A 19239-nucleotide genomic window follows, 5' to 3' on the forward strand; every position below is an offset into this window, starting at 1 on the left:
GGACCAGGGTTCACCCGCGTGGGGTTACAGCCATTCCGCTTCCGTGGCGATGCGGATCGCGTGGACCCGGTTGCGGGCGTTGAGCTTCGTGACCACCGCGGCCAGGTAGTTGCGGACCGTGCCGGCCGACAGGAACAGCTCCGCCGCGATGTCGGCGACGTTGCGCCCGCGCGCGGCCAGGGACAGGATCTCGATCTCGCGCGGGGTGAGCGGGCAGTCGTCGGTCTCCCAGGCGGCCAGCGCCAGCTCGCTGTCGATGACGCGGCGGCCGATCGCGACCGAGCGGACCGCGTTCGCCAGCTTGTCCGACGGCGAGTCCTTGAGCAGGAAGCCGTTCACCTTCGCGTCCAGCGCACGGCGGACCGTGCCCGGCCGGCCGAGGCTGGTCAGGATCAGCGTGTGGACGTCGGGGAGGCTCTCGTGGATCTCCACCGCGGCCGACAGCCCGTCCTTGCCCGGCAGGTCGATGTCGATGACCGCCACGTCGGGCTGGGCCGCCTTGGCTGCGGGCAGGATCTGGTCGCCGGTGGAGACCTCGGCGACCACCTCGATGTCGGACTCCAGGTTCAGCAGGGCGACCAGGGCGCCGCGGACCATGTGCATGTCCTCGGCCAGCAACACCTTGATCACGACGGTACCTCGCACCCCAGTCCGTTGACTCCGAACCGTAATTGTACGCCATTGCCACGCCCCGACGGTGTTTCGAAGAAGCGCACCCGGGAATGGCCGGGAATTCACCGGTGGGGCACGGCGCGTTCCGCCGCCTTCCCGCTGGGCCGAATGGCTGCGGGGAACCCGGAGCGGGTGAGCCCGCCGTCCGCCGATTAACGGACGGCGGATTCGGTGCCGTCGAATTGCACGCTCTCAGACCGCCATCGGGCGGGCCACCGCCGTGCGGCGCAGGTCCGGCAGCGCGAGCAGGACCGGCGGGTCGAAGCCGTGCCGCGGCCGCAGCCGGACGTCGGCCAGGCTCGCCGTGACGCCCCGGTGCACGGTCACCGGGCCGGCGAGCCCGGTGTAGGGCCGGAGGGTGTGGTTGTCGACCTCGCCGCAGCCGTAAGCGTGGGTGAGGACGTACCACGAACCGAGCGGAACGTCTGCCAGTGCATACGGTCCCGGGCCGGGCAGGATGGCGTACCGGGCCGGCGCGCCTTCGGCGATCCGGGCGGCGAACAGCCCGACGAACACCGGCCCGACCTCGGCCGACGTCCCGGCGCGCAGCTGGCCGCGCACAGTCGTCCCCGAGCCCGTCTGGGTCTGCCGGTCGGCGACCCGCGGCGCCATGCCGCGCAGCTGGCGGTAGCCCGACGGCGAAACGCCGACGCTGCCGCTGAAGCGGGCGCTGAACGTGCCGACGCTGTTGTAGCCGACCTGGTGGCTGATGTCGGCCACCGAGATGACCGTGGTCGCGAGCAGGCGCTTGGCCTCCGCGAGCCGAAGGGCCGACAGGAACCGGCCCGGCGAGAGCCCGGTGACCCGCAGGAACACCCGGGTGAAGTGGAATTTGCTGAACATGGCCGCGCGGGCGAGGTCGTCGATCGTGAGCCGCTCACCCAGGTTGTCTCGCATGGTCACGATGGCTCGTGCCACGGCTTGCCGGACGATCTCATCCATGGTGGCCGTCCCTCCCGGTCGACAATGCGCACCCGGACCTTCCCGGTGAAGGTTCTTCGGTGCGGGGGATCCGATTCAGACCAAAACTGTAGGTCGGCGGGCGTCTACTTCTTAAGTGCTCTGTGCACCGGTCCGGATGGATTTCGCGTGTCCCGGACATGCGTTTTGCACATCCGGTGTGAGCGGGCCCCGGACCGGGAACTCTCACCATGAACGCATGTGCGTTTCGCATACCCGTGGTAGCGGCGGGGAGGCGAGCGACCGCGCACCGTGACGAAAAAGCGGTGGATCGAGGGGGTTCGAGGGGGTTGCTAGCCCGTTCGGAGTCTTCACCGAAACCGCACGGACCATGTGTAAGGCACAGCACGGCGATGATGCGGGCACTGGTTGATGCTGCGTCCATTGGCGACGATTTATGGCACGTGAAGCATTCATCTTCGCCACTGGGAGCAGAACATGTCCGCACAGGTTTCCGCCGACGTCCGCGCGCTTTTCACCGATCTGGGTATCGAGTTCGAAAAGGCAGGAACGGACCTCGTGATCGACCGTTTCGAACACTGGAGCATCGAGGCAGGCGCCGGCACGGCGCAGGGGCGCGGTACCTGCTTCTGCCAGGTCGACCTCCTCGAAGCGGCCTGATGCGCGTTTGCGCAGTTCTCGACGCCGCGAGCCGGTCACCGCGGGCGCCCAGCGCGCCCGCGGGGGGCCGGCTCGGCGCACGTCGCGCGCCGGGAAGTCCACAAGCGACCTGGCCGGAAAATTTCCGACACGGGTGACGAGAACTCCGGTGCGTCCGTGACGGCTGGTAGCCGCCCGGGCGCGAGTAGGTATTTTTGACCTGGTCCTAACCCGTGCATGTGCATTTAGCGGCATCGCCGCAAAAGTGGTGCCCGAATGGTGCAACCGATTCGTCAAGCAGAATGTTTAACTGAGCTTCTGGGGAATCGTGAGTGCGGAGGCACCCGTGATCAGAGTGCTGGTGGCCGAGGACATGCACATCGTGCGGGGAGCGCTGGTGGCGCTGCTGCGCCTGGAACCCGACATCGACGTGGTCGCCGAGGTGGCCTCCGGGCTCGAGATCCTGCCCGTCGCGCGCGCCAAGCAGGCCCAGGTCGCCATCATCGACATCGACCTGCCCGGCAAGGACGGCCTCACCGCGGCCGGTGAGCTGCACGAACACCTGCCGGACTGCCGGACCCTGATCCTCACCAGCCTGGGCCGCCCCGGCACGCTCAGGCGGGCGCTGGACGCCAAGGTGGGCGGGTTCCTGCTCAAGGACGCGCCCCCGGCCAAGCTCGCGAACGCGGTGCGCGGCGTGCTCGCCGGCCGTCGCATGGTCGACGGCGACCTGGCGCTGGCCGCCTGGGACACGGTGGACTGCCCGCTGACGGCCCGCGAGCTGGACGTGCTGCGGATGACCGCGCAGGGCTACGGAACCGTGGAGGTCGCTGCCCGGCTGTACCTTTCCGCCGGGACAGTACGGAACTATCTCACGACGGTGGTCGCGAAGCTCAACGCGCGCAACAGGGTCGACGCCATCCGCATCGCCGAGGAGTCCGGCTGGCTGTGAGGCGTCAATGGTCCGGACCAAAGAGGTCCGGACCATTGACGTGTTGGCGAGTCCGACGAGTCCGGACCACCGGTGTTGCCGCGACCCGGGATCACCGAGGCCGTCGGCGAGTCCGGACCACCGATGCCGCTGCCGAGTCCGGCGGAAGTCAGCTGATCCGGCCCACCGATGCCGCCGTCAGGCGGGGACGACCGCCCGCAGCCGGAACCGGCCGTCCGGCTCCACACCCGCCGTCAGCTCGCCGCCGAGATCGGCGACCCGGTGCGACAGGTTGCCGATCCCGCTGCCGGGCGAGGTGTCGCGGGGCGCGGGCACGACCGGTGCCGGCTCCTCGTCCGGCTGCCCGGTGGACGCCGGCCGGTGGCCGTTGCGCTCGACGCCGTCGTTCACGATGTCGAGGCTGATCCCGCCCTCGGTGCGGCGCATCGCGATCTCGCAGCTCTCCACCTTGCTGTGCCGCAGCACGTTCGTCACGCCTTCGCGCAGCACCACGGCCAGCACCGTGCGGACCGGCGTGGGCAGCTCGTCGCCGAGCATCTCCATGCGCACCCGGACGTCGGCGGCCGCCAGCACCGACTTCGCGGTGCGCGACTCGCTGTCGAGGGACAGCTCGCGGTAGCCGCTCGCCACCGACCGGACGTCGGACAGGGCCTGCCGGGTCAGGCCGAGGACCTCGGTCAGCTCCTCGGCGGCGCGGTCGCGATCCAGCGGCAGCACCCGCGCCGTCAGCTCGCTCTTCAGCGCGATCGCGGACAGGCTCATGCCGAGCAGGTCGTGCAGGTCGCGGGCGAACCGCAGCCGCTCCTCGGCCAGGGCCATCTCGGCCAGCCGCCGCCGGGTGCTGGCGAGCTCGGTGACCAGCCGGACCAGCCACAGGAGCCCGAACACGGCCAGGCTCGTCATCACCGTCGCGGCGGTGTAGAAGATCGTGGACGTGATGTTCGCGCCCGAGATCCGCTGGATCTCCGCGTAGGCGGCGATGTTGACGGCGAAGAACACCCAGCCCGCGACCGGCGGCAGCACCAGCAGCGCGCTGCCGATCAGCAGCCCGGGCACGCTGACCCAGTGGGGGCCGAGCGGCAGCAGCGGGAGGTAGATCAGGCAGGCCTGGACCAGGAGCATCCCGTAGCTCTGCGCGGACCGCAGCTGGGTCGAGGGCCGGTTGAAGTACGAGAACTGCAGGGCCAGCAACGCCACGATCGAGCCGACGACCAGCGCGATCTCCCACGGCCGCGAGGTCAGCTGGAGCAGGTGCGCCGTCGCGCCGATGCCCATCAGCACCATGATCACCGGCAGCAGGGTGCGGATCTGCTTCGACGCGCTCTCCGACCGCTCCCCGGTGTCCTGCTCGGCGGGGCCGCCCGCCCCGCCCAGGATCGGGAGCTCGACGCGCAGCCGGAAGCGGCCGTCCGCGCCGGTCCTCGCGGTCGCCGTGCCGCCGAGCGCGGCGACCTCGTCGGGCAGGACCGTCAGCGTGCTGCCGGGGCCGAGCGCCGGGTCGTCCGCGGCCACGCCGTCGTTGACGATCTCGAGGGTGACCTTGCCGTCCTGGTGCCGGACGTCGATCTCGCAGTGTTCGACGTCGCTGTAGCGCAGGACGTTCGTGACACCTTCGCGCAGCACCTTGGCCAGCAGCGTGCGGACCTGGACCGGCAGGTCGCCCTGGTCGAGGTGGATCCGGACGGCGATTTCGGACGCCGACAGCAACGATTCGGCCGTCCGGGACTCCTTTTCCAGCGAGAGTTCGCGGTAGCCGTGGGAAACCGCGCGGACGTCGGACAGGGTGCGCTGGGCGGTGGCGGTGATCTCGCCGAGCTCGGCCTTGGCGCGGTCGGCGGACTTGCGCATCAGGCGGGACACGAGCTCGCCCTTGAGCGCGATCGCGGACAGGCTCAGCCCGAGCAGGTCGTGCAGGTCGCGGGCGAAGGCCAGCCGCTGCTCGGCGACCGCGCGCTGGGCCAGCTCGGTGCGCGCGTCGTGGAGCTCGTGGACCATCCGCGCGAGCCGGGACAGCAGGTAGAAGACCAGGATGTAGAAGAGCGTGCCGAACGAGTTGTAGACGGTCGTCGTCGGCACGACGCCGAACACCTGGTAGATCCCCACGGTGCTGAGCACGACCGCGGCCACCGCCGCCCAGCCGTAGCGCGGGGGCAGGACCAGGAGCGCCGCGCTGCCGACGTAGACGAGCATGGTGGCCCACAGCAGGCCGAAGGTCAGCAGCGGCACGTAGGCGAGCACGACCATGACCACGAGCAGCACCCGGCTGGTCGTGGAGTCGAGCCGGGCCGACGGGCGGCTGAACCACAGCAGCTGGATCGCCAGCAGCGCGGCGGCGGCCACGACGGCGTACCCGGCGTGCAGGGCGTCGACCGACGCTGTCAGCGGGCTGACGACGCCGATCACGGCGAACCCGGTGATGACGACGATGATGATGGCCGCGGACAGGTACGTGGCCAGCCGCGGGCGCCGGTCCGCCGCGGTGGTGCCGCGCGGCTCGGCGGTGGCGGACAGCTCCGCTGCCGGTTCGAGCGCGGCGACCGGCGACATCTGTGGAACCCCCGGGGTCTCGGCGGTGGCCGGACGCCCCAGGTGGCCCGGCCAGGGCGCGGTGTACGTGCTGTCTCCCGATCGTAACCCAAGCGAGGGCCGTTTCTCCGCGCCGAAAAGACGCGGCGCCGGTGCGCGGCGGGCTCGGGACGACGGCACGGGACGACGGGGGTGCGCCGGGTTCAGCGGCGGCCGGTGGCGGGCCGGAGGCGGTCCGGAACCCCGAGCAGGCCCAGGAAGTCCAGGCGGGACACGGCGACCGACCCGGTGTGCAGCACCGAACCGCGCTCCTGCCCGAAGAAGCTGAGCCCGGCTTCGTCGTCGTCCCAGAACACGCCGCCCGCCGCCTCGGAAACGCGCCGGGACGCCGGGAAATCGGTGGTGAAGGCGCCGGTCGCCGAGTACGTGGGCAGGTCGCGCCCGAAGTGCCGGAGGTACTGCTCGAGCTTGGCGTAGGGCGCGCGGGAGACCAGCACCAGCCGCAGGCCCGGGTCGTGCAGCGCGGCGGCGATGTCGGCCGCCGGCGCGACGTCGAAGGGTCCGCTGTGGTCGGGCATCGTGTGGTGCACGGCGAGGCGCGGGCGGCCGTCGAAGAGGTCGGCCAGCGAAATCGGCCCCTGCGGGCCCTCGAACAGGTACGTCGCCGCGGCGACGGCCCGGGGCCGCTCCAGCTCCGGCACGGTCAGCTTCGTCATGGCTAGCCCTCCCTGGGTGTGGTCCCATTCGGAGTGTGGCGCGCGTGCCCGGGCGGGCCCCAGCGTTCGGCCCGGGAACCGCAAGCTGGGAGACGCGCGGGCCGGGGGCTCTGCCACCCAGAACCCCCGAAGACCTCGCCGTGACCTCGGCGTGCCGGTCGGGAGCCCGGACCCTAGGCTCTGCGGTCATGGCACGCTATTTCGACCTGCACCCGGAGAATCCGCAGCGCCGGTCGCTGGGCCAGATCGTCGAGATCCTCCGCGGCGACGGGTTGATCGCCTACCCGACCGACTCGTGCTTCGCGCTCGGGTGCCGGCCGGGCAACCGCGACGGGCTCGACCGGATCCGCACCATCCGCAAGCTCGACCACCGGCACCACTTCACGCTCGTGTGCCAGGACTTCGCCCAGCTGGGTCAGTTCGTCCACGTCGACAACGCGGTGTTCCGCGCGATCAAGGCGTCGACCCCGGGCAGCTACACGTTCATCCTGCCCGCCACCAAGGAGGTGCCGCGGCGGCTGATGCACGAAAAGAAGAAGACGGTCGGCGTGCGCATCCCCGACCACCGCGTCACCCAGGCGCTGCTCGCCGAGCTCGGCGAACCGCTGCTGTCCAGCACGCTGCTGCTGCCCGGCGAGGGCGAGCCGATGACGCAGGGCTGGGAGATCAAGGAAGAGCTGGACCACCAGCTCGACGCGGTGCTGGACTCCGGTGACTGCGGCGTCGAGCCGACGACCGTCGTCGACTTCTCTTCCGGGGAGCCGGAGATCCTGCGCGTGGGTGCCGGAGATCCCACCCCGTTCGAGTGAGGTCGCTCAGTTCTCCAGCAGCTCCAGCCATTCGGCGGTGTGCTCGCCGCTGAACGTCAGGGCGAGGTCCTCGGCGTTGCGGCGGCCGGTCACCAGGAGGCAGAAGTCCTCGGCGGACCCGGCGACGCGGTCGGTCGCCTCCTCGGGCCCGAAGTCCCACCGCGCCCCCGACGGCGCGAGCAGCTCGAACCGGAACGGCCCGGGCGGCGTCCGCTGGTGGCGGCGGTAGGCGCGGTCCCGGGTCCGCACGCCGTAGTAGGCGACGTGGCCGATCTCGTCGTCGCGGCGCGGGCGGACGCCGAGCGCGTCGGCGATGTCCTGGCCGCGGGCGAACAGCTCGGTCAGCGCGGCCGCGGCGAGCACCGACGGGCGCAGCGGGCCGTCGCTCCACGGCAGCTCCGGCTTCGCGGGGGCCGACGCGAGCAGGGCGTTCGCCTTGCGCTGCTCGATCAGCCACGTCACGATCGCCTCGTCGAGCGACGCGTAGGAGATCTGCGGGGTGACGCCGAAGGCGCCCGGGTTCTCGGCGCTGAGCCGGACCAGCCGCGCGGTCGACGTCAGCCGGGCGAAGTACCCGGTGAGGTCGGGGCCGGGGCCGTACCCGTGGCGTTCGGCCAGCTCGGCCAGCGCCTCGGTTTCGGTCTGCAGGTCCGTGAACACGTCGGCCATCGGTGCCACCCTCCAGGGTCCGGGTAACCGGTACTCCAGGCTGGCAGGCGGCCCGGCGGCGGCTCCACTCCGCGCTTGCGACGTGCCGCCGCGGCGGCACGTCGCGGTCGGCTATGTTCATGCCTCGGACGAGGCGAGGGCGGCCGAAGGGAGCCAGGACGTGAAGTACCTGCTGGCGATGTACCTCAACCCCGACGTGATGGCGAACCTGTCCCAGCAGGACATGGACGCCATCATGAGCGGGCACCAGGACTTCATCCGCACGATCCGGGAGTCCGGCGAGATGATCGGCACGCAGGCGCTCGCGCCGGTCGCCGACAGCACCGTGGTGCGGGTGCGCGGGGGCCTGCCGGCCGTCACGGACGGCCCGTTCCTGGAGACGAAGGAGTTCCTGGCCGGGTACTACCTCGTCGAGTGCGCGAGCAAGGAGCGCGCCGTCGAGCTCGCGGCGATGATCCCGGACGCCGCGTTCGACGGCATGGGCGTCGAGGTGCGCGAGATCGTCTTCTTCGCCGACGCCGAAACCGAAATCCCCGGTTCGTGAGGTGACCGCGCCCGCGTCGGTCGCCGAGGTCCTGCGCCCGCTGGTGCCGCAGGTCCTGGGCGTGCTGGTGCGCCGGTACGGCCAGTTCGACGCCTGCGAGGACGCCGTCCAGGAGGCCCTCCTGGCGGCCAGCGAGCAGTGGCCGGTCGAAGGCGTCCCGGACAGCCCGCGCAGCTGGCTGGTCACGGTCGCGACCCGGCGGCTCACCGACCACTGGCGCAGCGAGAGCGCGCGGCGGCGGCGGGAAGAGTCGGTCGCCGTCCGGGAGCCGGTGAGCTCGGCGGTCGTCCCCGGTCCCGGCGAAGAGCGGCCCGCGGGCACCGACGACACGCTGAAGCTGCTGTTCCTGTGCTGTCACCCCGCCGTGTCGCCGCCTTCGCAGGTCGCGCTGACGCTGCGCGCGGTCGGCGGCCTGACCACGGCGCAGATCGCGAGCGCGTTCCTGGTGCCGGAGGCGACGATGACCCGGCGCATCACCCGCGCCAAGGAGAGCATCGCCGCCGCGGGGTCGACGTTCAGCGAGCCTTCGCCGGACGACTTCGGCGACCGGCTGCGCGTCGTCCTGCAGGTGCTGTACCTGATCTTCAACGAGGGCTACACGGCGACGTCGGGGGAGAACCTCGTGCGCGCCGAGCTGGCCACCGAGGCCATCCGGCTGACCCGCGCGGTGCACGCGCTGACACCGGGCGAGGGCGAGGTCGCGGGCCTGCTCGCGCTGATGCTGCTGACCGACGCGCGGCGGGAGGCGCGCACCGGCCCGAACGGCGAGCTGGTCCCGCTGCCGGACCAGGACCGCGGCCGCTGGGACGCGGCGGCGATCGCCGAGGGCACCGGGCTCGTCCGGGCGGTGCTGGGGCGCGGCCCGATCGGCCCCTACCAGGTCCAGGCCGCGATCGCGGCGTTGCACGACGAAGCGCCCGGCACCGCCGAGACCGACTGGCCCCAGATCGTCGAGCTCTACCGCGTGCTGGCCGAGCTCATGCCGGGTCCGGTGGTGACGATGAACCTCGCCGTCGCCGTCGCCCAGGTGGCGGGTCCCGCCGCCGGCCTGGGCGTACTGGACGGGATCGACGGCAAGCTCGACGTCGGCCGCCGGGTCGACGCCGTCCGGGCCCACCTGCTCGAAGACGCCGGCCGGCCCGAAGACGCGCGCGAGCACTACCTGCGGGCCGCCGAACGGGCCGCGAGCGAACCGGAACGCCGGTACCTGGCGGCGCGGGCGGCCCGGATCGGCCGGACCGGGCCGTGACCGGACCGGCCGGGGGAGACCCGGCCGGCCCGGACCGGGCTCAGCGGACGACGATGCCGGTGGCCGGCTCCGGCGCCGCCGGCACGTGGAACAGGTTCGCGAACAGCTCCAGGTCCGCGACGTCGCCCTCGATGCCGATCTTGCCGGCCCGGATCGCCGCCGTCGCGGTGAGCTGGCCGCTCATCAGGTCCAGCAACGCGGCGCCGTGCACCGCCTTGATCACCAGCTCGGCCCCGGGGAAGCGGCCCTCGCCGACCTTGACCGCGCCGTCCTCGACGAGGGCGTGCACGACCATGCGGTCGTCGTAGCGGATCTCGAAGGTGATCTGCACGCCTTCGGCGCACTCCGCGCGGAAGGTCGTGTAGAGCGACAGGATCGCCGCGTCGAGGGTGAACACGTCGTCGGCGCCCGGGCTGTGCAGCGAGCGCGCACCCCAGAGGCCGAGGTCGAGCAGGATGTGGTCGAGTTCGCTGCCGTACTGGGTCAGCTCGTAGACCAGGCCCGCGTCGAGCTCGGCGCGGACGCGGCGGCGGATCACGCCGGTGGCCTCCAGCTCGTTGAGCCGGGCGGACAGGATGGACGGCGGGATCTTCGGCAGGCCCGCTTGCAGCTCGTCGTAGCGCTTCGCGCCGAGCACCAGGTCGCGGATGATCAGCAGCGACCAGCGTTCGCCGATGATCTCGAGCGCGCGGGCGACGCCGCAGAACTGGCCGTAAGCACGGGTGTGCGGAGTGGGCATCGAACTTTCCTCACTTCTTCTCGGGCGGTGTAACGGTTTCGGCGGATGCCGGGGAAGCGGAGGCGGCTCAGCGGTGGTCGCCCTCGGAAATCAGGTCTCGGTGCAGCAGCTGGAGGTCGTCGCACGGCTCGACGCCCAGTTCCCCGGCCAGCCGGGACCGGAGCGTGCGGTAGACGGCCATCGCGTCGGACCGCCGGCCGCTCCGGCCGAGCGCGCGCATCAGCTGTCCGTGCAGTGCTTCGTCGAGCGGACTGCCGGTGGCCAGCGAACGCAGCTCGCCGATGAGCTCGCGGTGCCTGCCGCTGACGATCTCCGCTTCGATGCGCAGGTGCAGGACGCTGCGCCGCTGTTCGAGCAGCTCGGTCCGGTAGGCGGACAACACCGGTCCACAGAGGACGTTCGCGAACGGTGCCCCGGACCAGACGTCGAGCGCGGCGCGGTAGGCGTCGGCGGCCGCGGCGTGGTCGCCGGCGTCCTGGTGCTCGTGCCCGGTCTGCTGCAGCCGGGTGAACCGGTGGATGTCCACTTGGGACGGATTGATGTGGAAGGTGTAGCCGGACTGCTTGGTGGCGAGCATCGCCTCGCCGTCGGCCGCCAGCCGGTTCTGGTCGATGCAGCGGCGGAGGTGGTAGACGTAGGTGTGCAGCGTGGTCCGGACCGTCCGCGGCGGGTTGTCCGACCACAGCTCCCGGATGAGGGTGTCGATGTGTACCATCTTTCCCGGGCGCATCACGAGCACGGCGAGCAGCGACAGCACCTTCGGCGTACTGGGTGCGTAGTCGACGCCGTCACGCAGCACTTCCAGCGGTCCCAGTACGGTGAAGTGAACACCGCCGCGATCCGGCTCGTCGGTTCGCCGCTGTTCGGGGTACATGGCAGGCCTCCAGCATCATCAATGCGTCCTCGCGCTCCCCAGTCCGTACCGCGCGGGTCGGTGGACGGCCGAATTCCGGGCTTCTATCCGAATGTGACCATCTATCCGAATGTGACAGAGCGTCGATCCGGCGACCAGTGAGTCACCCACCAGAATCAACGTGCGTTTGCCCCGTGGCCCCGTGCGTTCCGCAGGTCCGCCCCGTGCGTTCCGCACGGTCCGCCATCCGGCCCAACCTGGGCCTCCGTGTCCGGCGGCGTCGCTGGAACGGACCAGGCGTGGGCGCGGCGGGGCCGCCGGCGATCACCTGGGCCGGTGGAACGCACGCCGTCGCCGTGCGTTCCACACGGGACGTCCGGTGTGGAACGCCCACGCCCGCGCCCTGCTCACTCGACCGGGTGCGTTTTGCCTGGTGGGCCTCCATCGCTCGTCGATCGATCTGCGAGACGCGGCGTCTTCCCTGACACCAGGAGAACTGCCATCAGGGGAATTCGAGGTTGGACGGATGATGTTGCGGTCTATTGCGGCTGTCGGACACGACAGCGAGTTCGACGATCCGCCCCGGGTGCCGGCCCTCGAGCGGGTGGAGAAGTCGGTCCGGCCCGCCGTGCTGCAGGCCATCTCGTCGATCCAGGAGCGGTACTTCGAGCCGCTCACGCTCGCGGAGCTGGCGTCCGAGGTCTTCGTCAGCCGGTTCCACTTCTCGCGGATGTTCGCCGACGCGACCGGGGTGACCCCCGGCCGGTTCCTCACCGCCGTGCGCCTGTTCGAGGCCAAGCGGCTGCTGCTGACGACGTCGCTGAACGTCTCCGACATCGTGTGCAGCGTCGGCTACAGCAGCGTCGGCACGTTCACCAGCCGGTTCTCGCGGGCGGTCGGGATGACGCCGACCCAGTACCGCGAGCCGCAGGTCGCCGAGCTGCTCGTGGCGATTTCACCGACGTTCCAACGGCTTCCGCCGCTGCGCACCCTGCGGGCGGCCGGGCGCAGCTGCGCCTCGCTGCAGACCGGCACCGGCGTGCTGTCGATGCGGCTGGACATGCCGCGCGGCTCGGCGCCCGCCGACACCCTCGTCGGGCTGTTCGCCGACCCGGTGCCGCAGTGCGGGCCGGTCGCCTTCGGCGGCATGGCCAACATGAGCTCGGGCGAGCTGACCATCCACGGCGTGCCGGCCGGGCGGTGGACCGCGATCGCGGTCGCGCAGCACCAGCCGGGCGTCGGCGGGCCGCGGTTCTCCATCGGCTACTCGGGCGTGACCGTGGCGCCCTACGGCCAGTCCACCGCCCGGGTGGGCCTGCGCGCGCCGGCCGCGACCGACGCGCCGATCGCGATCACCCTGGCGTCGAAGCAGTCGCCGTTCACCCAGCGGATGCTCGCCGCCCAGCGCCCGCACCTGCGCGCCGTCGCCTGATCCCGCCGACGAACAAAGGAAACACACGACGATGTCCACCGTAATCGGAGTGCTCCGCAAGCGGTTCCTCGCTCCTTCGCTCGCCTCGGTCGGGTTCGCCGAACGCGGCTTCCCGGTCACCCACACCGAAGCGACGGCCCGGCTGGAGGCGGTGCCGCAGGCGGTCGTGTGCGGGTTCGAATGGGCCATCGAAGGCGCCTCGCTGTGGGAGATCGAACGCCGGCTCGCGCTCGTCGAGCCCGAGCAGCGCGGGTTCGCCTACGAAGGCGCGACGATGGGCTACACGATCCTCGACGCCATGCCGGGCGGCGGCCGCGACCGCACCCGGGAGCTGCTGGAGGGACCGGGGCGCCCGCACATCTTCCTGACCTACATCGGGATCGGCTTCGCGATGGCGCGGCTGCCGCGTCCACTGTGGAAGAACATCCTGCCCGAGCTGACCGGGGTCGCCTACCACCCGGTGATGAGCTGGCTCGCCGTCGACGGTTACGGCTTCGACCGCGCGTACTTCGACACCGCGAAGTGGGTGGACGAGCAGGCCGAGCCGGTGCCCTACCCGTGGGCGGGCCGCCCGGAGTACTTCGGCCGGGCGTTCGACCAGGGGGTCGGCCGCGCGCTGTGGTTCATCAACGGCGGGAACCCGGACGCCGTCGCGGCAGCGGTCGGGCGCTTCGCCGACCACCGCCGCGCCGACCTGTGGAGCGGGGTCGGGCTGGCCGCGACGTTCGCCGGCGGCAGCGACCAGGGCGGCCTGGGCCGGCTGCGCCGGGCGGCGGGCGAGCACTACGACGAGCTCGCGCTGGGCGTGGTGTTCGCGGTGAAGGCGCGGACGTACTCCTCGTACGTGCCCGCCCACACCCACCTCGCGGCCGGCGTGCTCACCGACCTGTCCGTGCAGGGCGCGCAGAACCTCGCGGACCGCACCGAGCGGGCCGACGGCGACGACGGCGACCAGCCGCCCTACGAGCTGTGGCGGCAGCGGATCCGCGCGGAGTTCGACCAGGCCGCCCGGCGGCGGGCGGGCTGAAAAGTCGCGGGCAGGTGATCGCGGGCACCCGTGGAGTAGAGCGCTGACCAGCGAATCTGTGACCGTAGAGACCGAGAAACGAACCGTCCTATTCGACCCTAAGGGGGAGAGTGCGTTGGGCAATGGTTGGCGTACGCTCAGGCGCCGCATTCTGACACCCGATGTCTCGGAAACGTCGCTGGAGAAGCGGGGCTTCCACCGGAAGAGCCCAGCCGCTCAAGAACGACTCGAGACGATCGGGGAGAAATTCCTCCTCGGGTACGCGCACGCTGTCGAAGCACGGTCGTTCGAGCAGGCCGAGGAGTGGCTCGAGCGCATTCCCCCGCAGTTCCGCGGCTTCGCCTACGAAGGCGCGGGAATGGGCTACGGCGTCCTCGACGGGCTTCCGTTCGGCAAGAGCACGAACATCGCCGGGTTCCTGGCCGGCCCCGGCGAGAAGCACGACTACATCATCTACGTCGGGGTCGGCTGGGCCATGTGCCGGCTCCCGCGGTTCGCCTGGCCGAAGGCGTCGGCGTTCGACCCGCTGCTGCGCTGGCTCGTGCTCGACGGCTACGGCTTCCACCAGGCGTACTTCAAGACCGCCAAGTACATCGGGCAGCAGTTCCAGGACCCGGGCTTCTCCTGGCCGGACCGGCGCTACGAAGGCTACGCGCTGCGCGCCATCGACCAGGGCATCGGCCGGGCGCTGTGGTTCATCAACGGCACGGACGTGTCCCTGGTGGCCAAGGCGATCGAGGAGTTCCCCGAATCCCGGCACGGCGACCTGTACGCCGGCGTGGGCCTGGCTTCGACCTACGCCTGCGGTGTCACCGCCGGCGAACTGGCGGAACTGGTCGACCGGGCCGGGATCCACCACGGACCGCTGGCGCAGGGAAGCGCCTTCGCCGCCGAGTGCCGGGTGCGCTCGGGCCTGATGATCCCGGAAACCGAGATGGCGGCCCGCGCGATCTGCGGCATGTCCGCCGAGCGGGCCGCGGCGATCACCCAGGAGGTCCGCCCGGCCGTCGTCGTCGACGGCGACGACGTCCCGGCCTTCGAAACCTGGCGGCAGCGGATCGCCGAAGAAGTGCTGACCCACGGAGGGAAGAAGAAATGACCGCGACCTTCGGCTGGCTGCGCAAGCAGCTGGCGGGCATCGTGGCGCTGGTGCTGATCCTCGGCCTGTTCCTGGTCGCCCGGCTCCCCAGCGTCTCCGCCGCCGAACAGGACCAGCTGGCGAGCAAGTTCCACTTCACCCCGATGACGATCGCGCTGCCGGCGGCCAAGAAGTCGCAGTCGATCCGGACGGTGAACAAGGAGTACGAGCACATCGCCGCCTGGATCTCCTCGGTCGGCGCCGCGATCGCCATCAACGACATCAGCGGCAGCGGCAAGGCCAACGACCTCTGCCTGGTCGACCCGCGCAGCGACCAGGTCGTCATCACGCCGGCGCCGGACTCGGGCCCGCGGTACGCGCCGTTCGCGCTCGACCCCGCACCGGCGCTGCCGACGTGGGACTACATGGCGCCGATGGGCTGCGTCCCCGGTGACTACAACGAAGACGGCCGCACGGACGTCCTGGCCTACTACTGGGGCCGGTCCCCGGTCCTGTTCCTGCAGAAGGCGAACGCGACCAAGTTCGACGCGTCCGCGTTCCAGCCGACCGAGCTGGTGCCGGGCAACCACCGCGGCCCGGACGGCAAGTACAACGGTCCACTGTGGAACACCGACTCCGTCACCATCGGCGACTTCGACGGCGACGGGCACGTCGACGTCTTCGTCGGCAACTACTTCCCGGACAGCAAGGTCCTGGACCCGAACGCCGACGGCGGCATCACGCTGAACCAGTCGATGTCGCACGCGACGAACTCGGGCGCCAAGTACATCTTCCGCTGGACCGGTGCCACCTCCGGGGCGAACCCGAGCGCGACGTTCGTCGACGCCTCCCAGGGCATCCCCGAGTCCGCGCGGCTGGGCTGGACGCTGGCCTCCAGCGCGACCGACGTCAACGGCGACAACCTGCCGGAGCTCTACATCGCCAACGACTTCGGGCACGACCACTTCCTGTACAACAAGTCCACGCCGGGCCACATCGAGCTCGCCGAGGTCACCGGGGTCCGCGGGATCGCCGACCCGAAGTCGAAGGTGCTGGGCCACGACTCCTTCAAGGGGATGGGCGTCGACTTCGGCGACCTGAACCACGACGGCCTCTACGACCTGTTCGTCAGCAACATCACGACGTCGTGGGGCATCGAAGAGTCGAACTTCCAGTTCATGAACGAGGCCAAGGACAACGCGGACCTCACCAAGCAGTTCAAGGACGGCGTCGCGCCGTTCCACGACGACAGCGCCGAGAAGGGCACGGCGTGGTCCGGCTGGGGCTGGGACGTCAAGATCCAGGACTTCAACAACAGCGGCGAGAACCAGATCGCGCAGGCCACCGGGTTCGTCAAGGGCCAGATCAACCGCTGGCCGAACCTGCAGGAGATCGCCACGGCCCACGACGGCCTGCTGTCCAACCCGTTCTGGTGGCCGAACGCCCGCGCCGGTGACGACATCGGTGGCGACCAGACGCTGCACTTCTTCGTGAAGAGCCCGGACGGCCGCTACACCGACCTCGCGCCGAAGCTCGGCCTGGCGGTGCCGGTGCCCACCCGCGGCATCGCGGTCGGCGACACCGACGGCGACGGCCTGCCCGAGTTCGCGGTCGCGCGGCAGTGGGAAGAGCCGATCTTCTACCACAACGACAGCCCGGACCCCGGCAAGTACCTGCAGCTGAAGCTGACCACGGACGCCCCGGTGGCGCCCGGCCCGCTGCCCGCGGCCGGCAACCCGGCGATCGGTGCCCAGGTCACCGTGACGACCTCGGACGGCAAGAAGTACCTCGGCCGGGTCGACGGCAGCAGCGGGGAGGCCGGCCGGCGCAGCTTCGACATCCAGATCGGCCTCGGCCAGAACGTCAGCGGCCCGCTCGACGTGCACCTGCAGTGGCGGGACCGGACCGGGCAGCTGCGGACGCAGGACCTGAAGCTGCAACCCGGTTGCCACATGTACCAGCTGGGCTCCACGGCGAAGGAAGAGATGTGACATGGCCACCCCGACGCTGACCAAGGTGGACAGTGCGCCACCGAAGCGGACCAACAAGGTCATCACCGCCCTGCGGCGCTTCGCGATCTCGATCACCGTCTTCAACATCATCGGCTACACCGTGCTCGGTTTCGAGCAGCCGTGGCTGTACCCGTTCGTCGCGCTGGCGACCGCGTACACCACGGAGATCGGCCTCGAGATCATCAACGCCCGGGTGACCAAGCGTGACGTCCGGTTCCGGGGCAACGGGTTCAAGGGACTCATGGAGTTCCTGCTGCCGGCGCACATCACCGGTCTCGCGCTGAACATGCTGACCTACGTCAACGACCAGATCCTCGTGATGATGTTCGGCGTCGTCGTCGCGGTCGGCGCCAAGTGGATCCTCCAGGCGCCGGTGTACGGCCGCATGCGGCACTACATGAACCCGTCGAACTTCGGCATCACGATCATCCTGCTCGTGTTCCCGTGGGCCAGCATCGCCCCGCCGTACCACTTCACCGAGCAGATCCCCACCTGGGGTGGCTGGCTGATCGTCGGCATCATCCTCGTGTCGGGCACGGTGCTCAACGCGCTGCTGACCGGCCGCATGTGGCTGATCGCGGGCTGGCTGAGCTTCTTCGTCGTGCAGGCCTTCGTCCGCGGCTGGCTCTTCGGCACGTCGATCCCCGGCGCGCTGGCGATGGGCACCGGCGTCGCGTTCGTGCTCTACACGAACTACATGGTGACCGACCCGGGCACGTCGCCGTCGAAGAAGGGTTCGCAGTTCCTCTTCGGCGCGGGCGTGGCGCTCACGTACGGCTTCTTCACCGCCGTGCACGTGGCCTACGGGCTCTTCCTGGCCACCGCGACCGTTTGCCTGATCCGCGGGTTGTTCCTGTGGGGCCTGCACTTCTCGAACAAGGCGCGGATCAAGTTCGAGGCGGACCAGGCCGCGCAGAAGGCGAAGCTGGAACTCGCCGCCGCGCCGCCGGCCGACGGCGAGAAGCCCGGGGCAGTCGCGGCATGACCGTTCCCTCGGACGAGGCCCGGGCGGCGCGCACCGCGCCGCCCGGGCCGCCGCGCCGGGCGACGTTCCGGTTGCTGAAGCAGCTCTTCACCGACCGGCTCGCGCTCATGGGCGACAACGCCGACACCTACGGCGACGTCGTCCGCATCGCCATCGGCCCCAAGGCGATGTACCTGGTGAACCACCCCGACCTGGCGAAGCACGTCCTCGCCGACAACGCCGCGAACTACCACAAGGGCATCGGCCTGCAGGAGGCCCGCCGGGCCCTCGGCGACGGCCTGCTCACCAGCGACGGCGACACCTGGAAGAAGCAGCGCCGGACCATCCAGCCGGTGTTCCAGCCCAAGCGGATCTCGCGCCAGGCCGCCGTCGTGGCGTCCGAAGTGGACACTCTCGTGCAGCGGCTGGCCGAGCACGACGGGCCGGTCGAGATCCTGCACGAGATGACCGGCCTGACTCTCGGTGTCCTCGGCAAGACGCTGCTCGACGCGGAGCTCGGCGGGTACGAGACGCTGGGTCACTCGTTCGAGGCCGTGCAGGACCAGGCCATGTTCGAGGCGGTCACGCTCAGCATGGTCCCGCAGTGGGTGCCGCTGAAGAAGCAGGTCGGGTTCCGGACCGCGCGTGACGACCTGCGCCGGATCGCCGACGAGCTGGTCGACCAGCGGCTCGCGAACCCGGTCGAGAACGGCGAGGACGTGCTGTCCCGGCTGATCGCGTCCGGGTCCGGCGAGGGCGCGTCGCGGACGCGCATGCGCGACGAGCTGATCACGCTGCTGCTGGCCGGGCACGAGACGACGGCGAGCACGCTCGGCTGGGCGTTCCACCTGATCGACGAGCACCCCGAGGTCGGTGAGCGGCTGCACACCGAAGCCGTCGAGGTGCTCGGCGACCGGCTGCCCGAGCACGAGGACCTGCGGAAGCTGACCTACACCGTGGCGGTGGTCGAAGAGGTCATGCGGATGTACCCGCCGGTCTGGCTGCTGCCGCGGATCGCGCAGGCCGACGACGAGATCGGCGGGTACCACGTGCCGGCCGGGTCCGACGTCGTCGTCGTGCCCTACACGCTGCACCGGCACCCGGGGTTCTGGACCGACCCGGAGCGCTTCGACCCGGAGCGGTTCACCGCCGCGGAGCGGCCGCCGCGGTACGCCTACCTGCCGTTCGGGGCCGGGCCGAGGTTCTGCATCGGCAACAGCCTCGGCGTGATGGAGGCCGTGTTCGTGCTGGCGATGGCCGCCCGGGACCTGGAGCTGCGCAAGGTCCCCGGCAAGGTCGTCGAACCCGAGGCGATGCTTTCGCTGCGGGTGCGCGGCGGGCTGCCGATGACCGTGCACCGTCGGGAGCGACGGCGCCGGTCCGAAGCAGCTTGACGTCTGCGGCGGCGAGCCGCCTGAGCTCTATTGTGGACATTCG

General features: G+C 70.8%; 18 protein-coding genes. 11 read left to right on the top strand and 7 right to left on the bottom strand.

Translation table 11 applies throughout. The features are described 5' to 3' along the window. Positions 1–24: 24 nt before the first annotated feature. Entirely contained in the window at positions 25–630 is a 606-nt protein-coding gene (locus tag AA23TX_RS26190; RefSeq protein ID WP_086677117.1) for a response regulator transcription factor, read from the bottom strand. Positions 631–864: 234 nt separating this feature from the next. Continuing rightward, positions 865–1614: a helix-turn-helix domain-containing protein gene (locus AA23TX_RS26195; RefSeq protein WP_155545486.1), complete on the bottom strand. Its 750-nt coding sequence runs from the start codon at positions 1612–1614 to the stop codon at positions 865–867. A gap of 456 nt (positions 1615–2070) precedes the next feature. On the opposite strand from AA23TX_RS26195, the gene AA23TX_RS26200 reads away from it, so the two are divergent. Both AA23TX_RS26200 and AA23TX_RS26205 read left to right on the top strand, forming a co-directional pair. Then, entirely contained in the window at positions 2071–2253 is a 183-nt protein-coding gene (locus AA23TX_RS26200) for a hypothetical protein (RefSeq protein ID WP_155545487.1), read from the top strand. Between the two features lie 325 nt (positions 2254–2578). Then, positions 2579–3184, top strand: a complete 606-nt coding sequence (locus AA23TX_RS26205; RefSeq protein ID WP_155545488.1) for a response regulator transcription factor — start codon at positions 2579–2581, stop codon at positions 3182–3184. 177 nt (positions 3185–3361) lie between these two features. Here AA23TX_RS26205 and AA23TX_RS26210 read toward each other — a convergent pair whose 3' ends face one another. Both AA23TX_RS26210 and AA23TX_RS26215 read right to left on the bottom strand, forming a co-directional pair. After that, positions 3362–5731: a sensor histidine kinase gene (locus AA23TX_RS26210; RefSeq protein WP_155545489.1), complete on the bottom strand. Its 2370-nt coding sequence runs from the start codon at positions 5729–5731 to the stop codon at positions 3362–3364. A gap of 182 nt (positions 5732–5913) precedes the next feature. Continuing rightward, the gene (locus AA23TX_RS26215; RefSeq protein ID WP_155545490.1) at positions 5914–6426 is read right to left on the bottom strand and encodes a DUF899 family protein; all 513 of its coding nucleotides are present in this window, start codon (positions 6424–6426) and stop codon (positions 5914–5916) included. A gap of 188 nt (positions 6427–6614) precedes the next feature. Here AA23TX_RS26215 and AA23TX_RS26220 point away from each other — a divergent pair, with 188 nt between their 5' ends. Beyond that, positions 6615–7235, top strand: coding sequence for an L-threonylcarbamoyladenylate synthase (locus AA23TX_RS26220; RefSeq protein ID WP_155545491.1), 621 nt, complete (start codon positions 6615–6617; stop codon positions 7233–7235). A 6-nt stretch (positions 7236–7241) separates the two neighbouring features. Here AA23TX_RS26220 and AA23TX_RS26225 read toward each other — a convergent pair whose 3' ends face one another. Beyond that, positions 7242–7904 carry a maleylpyruvate isomerase family mycothiol-dependent enzyme gene (locus AA23TX_RS26225; protein ID WP_155545492.1) on the bottom strand — a complete coding sequence of 221 codons (663 nt, stop codon included), beginning with the start codon at positions 7902–7904 and terminating at the stop codon, positions 7242–7244. A 160-nt stretch (positions 7905–8064) separates the two neighbouring features. On the opposite strand from AA23TX_RS26225, the gene AA23TX_RS26230 reads away from it, so the two are divergent. Then, complete coding sequence (locus tag AA23TX_RS26230; protein ID WP_155545493.1) at positions 8065–8448, top strand: YciI family protein; 384 nt, start codon at positions 8065–8067, stop codon at positions 8446–8448. 1 nt (position 8449) lies between these two features. Beyond that, a complete protein-coding gene (locus AA23TX_RS26235) occupies positions 8450–9697 on the top strand; it encodes an RNA polymerase sigma factor (RefSeq protein WP_155545494.1) in 1248 nt (415 codons plus the stop codon). Positions 9698–9737: 40 nt separating this feature from the next. On the opposite strand, the gene AA23TX_RS26240 is transcribed toward AA23TX_RS26235, so the two are convergent. Together AA23TX_RS26240 and AA23TX_RS26245 are read right to left on the bottom strand one after the other, a co-directional pair. Beyond that, positions 9738–10436 (bottom strand): winged helix-turn-helix transcriptional regulator, encoded by a 699-nt coding sequence (locus AA23TX_RS26240; protein WP_155545495.1) that lies wholly within the window; start codon positions 10434–10436, stop codon positions 9738–9740. A 67-nt stretch (positions 10437–10503) separates the two neighbouring features. Beyond that, positions 10504–11310: an AfsR/SARP family transcriptional regulator gene (locus AA23TX_RS26245; protein ID WP_155545496.1), complete on the bottom strand. Its 807-nt coding sequence runs from the start codon at positions 11308–11310 to the stop codon at positions 10504–10506. A 505-nt stretch (positions 11311–11815) separates the two neighbouring features. Here AA23TX_RS26245 and AA23TX_RS26250 point away from each other — a divergent pair. The 6 genes from AA23TX_RS26250 to AA23TX_RS26275 all read left to right on the top strand — a co-directional run bounded on the left by AA23TX_RS26250 (position 11816) and on the right by AA23TX_RS26275 (position 19196). Next, positions 11816–12721 carry a helix-turn-helix domain-containing protein gene (locus tag AA23TX_RS26250; protein WP_196425534.1) on the top strand — a complete coding sequence of 302 codons (906 nt, stop codon included), beginning with the start codon at positions 11816–11818 and terminating at the stop codon, positions 12719–12721. A gap of 31 nt (positions 12722–12752) precedes the next feature. Further along, a complete protein-coding gene (locus AA23TX_RS26255; RefSeq protein WP_155545497.1) occupies positions 12753–13748 on the top strand; it encodes a DUF1702 family protein in 996 nt (331 codons plus the stop codon). Between the two features lie 115 nt (positions 13749–13863). After that, complete coding sequence (locus AA23TX_RS26260; RefSeq protein ID WP_155545498.1) at positions 13864–14847, top strand: DUF1702 family protein; 984 nt, start codon at positions 13864–13866, stop codon at positions 14845–14847. Then, positions 14844–16817, top strand: a complete 1974-nt coding sequence (locus tag AA23TX_RS26265) for a CRTAC1 family protein (protein WP_155545499.1) — start codon at positions 14844–14846, stop codon at positions 16815–16817. The genes AA23TX_RS26260 and AA23TX_RS26265 overlap by 4 nt, the downstream gene beginning before the upstream one ends. A 1-nt stretch (position 16818) precedes the next feature. Then, the gene (locus AA23TX_RS26270; RefSeq protein ID WP_155545500.1) at positions 16819–17823 is read left to right on the top strand and encodes an enediyne biosynthesis protein; all 1005 of its coding nucleotides are present in this window, start codon (positions 16819–16821) and stop codon (positions 17821–17823) included. After that, positions 17820–19196: a cytochrome P450 gene (locus tag AA23TX_RS26275; RefSeq protein WP_155545501.1), complete on the top strand. Its 1377-nt coding sequence runs from the start codon at positions 17820–17822 to the stop codon at positions 19194–19196. The genes AA23TX_RS26270 and AA23TX_RS26275 overlap by 4 nt, the downstream gene beginning before the upstream one ends. Positions 19197–19239 lie beyond the last annotated feature (43 nt).

It is taken from the genome of Amycolatopsis camponoti (genome assembly GCF_902497555.1).
GTDB classification, from domain to species: domain Bacteria; phylum Actinomycetota; class Actinomycetes; order Mycobacteriales; family Pseudonocardiaceae; genus Amycolatopsis; species Amycolatopsis camponoti.

Bases quoted from the DNA above. Each gene is read 5' to 3' on its own strand.
- AA23TX_RS26195 (WP_155545486.1), bottom strand. From the start codon at position 1,614: ATGGATGAGATCGTCCGGCAAGCCGTGGCACGAGCCATCGTGACCATG.
- AA23TX_RS26200 (WP_155545487.1), top strand. From the start codon at position 2,071: ATGTCCGCACAGGTTTCCGCCGACGTCCGCGCGCTTTTCACCGATCTG.
- AA23TX_RS26210 (WP_155545489.1), bottom strand. From the start codon at position 5,731: ATGTCGCCGGTCGCCGCGCTCGAACCGGCAGCGGAGCTGTCCGCCACC.
- AA23TX_RS26215 (WP_155545490.1), bottom strand. From the start codon at position 6,426: ATGACGAAGCTGACCGTGCCGGAGCTGGAGCGGCCCCGGGCCGTCGCC.
- AA23TX_RS26220 (WP_155545491.1), top strand. From the start codon at position 6,615: ATGGCACGCTATTTCGACCTGCACCCGGAGAATCCGCAGCGCCGGTCG.
- AA23TX_RS26225 (WP_155545492.1), bottom strand. From the start codon at position 7,904: ATGGCCGACGTGTTCACGGACCTGCAGACCGAAACCGAGGCGCTGGCC.
- AA23TX_RS26240 (WP_155545495.1), bottom strand. From the start codon at position 10,436: ATGCCCACTCCGCACACCCGTGCTTACGGCCAGTTCTGCGGCGTCGCC.
- AA23TX_RS26245 (WP_155545496.1), bottom strand. From the start codon at position 11,310: ATGTACCCCGAACAGCGGCGAACCGACGAGCCGGATCGCGGCGGTGTT.
- AA23TX_RS26250 (WP_196425534.1), top strand. From the start codon at position 11,816: ATGATGTTGCGGTCTATTGCGGCTGTCGGACACGACAGCGAGTTCGAC.
- AA23TX_RS26255 (WP_155545497.1), top strand. From the start codon at position 12,753: ATGTCCACCGTAATCGGAGTGCTCCGCAAGCGGTTCCTCGCTCCTTCG.
- AA23TX_RS26265 (WP_155545499.1), top strand. From the start codon at position 14,844: ATGACCGCGACCTTCGGCTGGCTGCGCAAGCAGCTGGCGGGCATCGTG.
- AA23TX_RS26270 (WP_155545500.1), top strand. From the start codon at position 16,819: ATGGCCACCCCGACGCTGACCAAGGTGGACAGTGCGCCACCGAAGCGG.
- AA23TX_RS26275 (WP_155545501.1), top strand. From the start codon at position 17,820: ATGACCGTTCCCTCGGACGAGGCCCGGGCGGCGCGCACCGCGCCGCCC.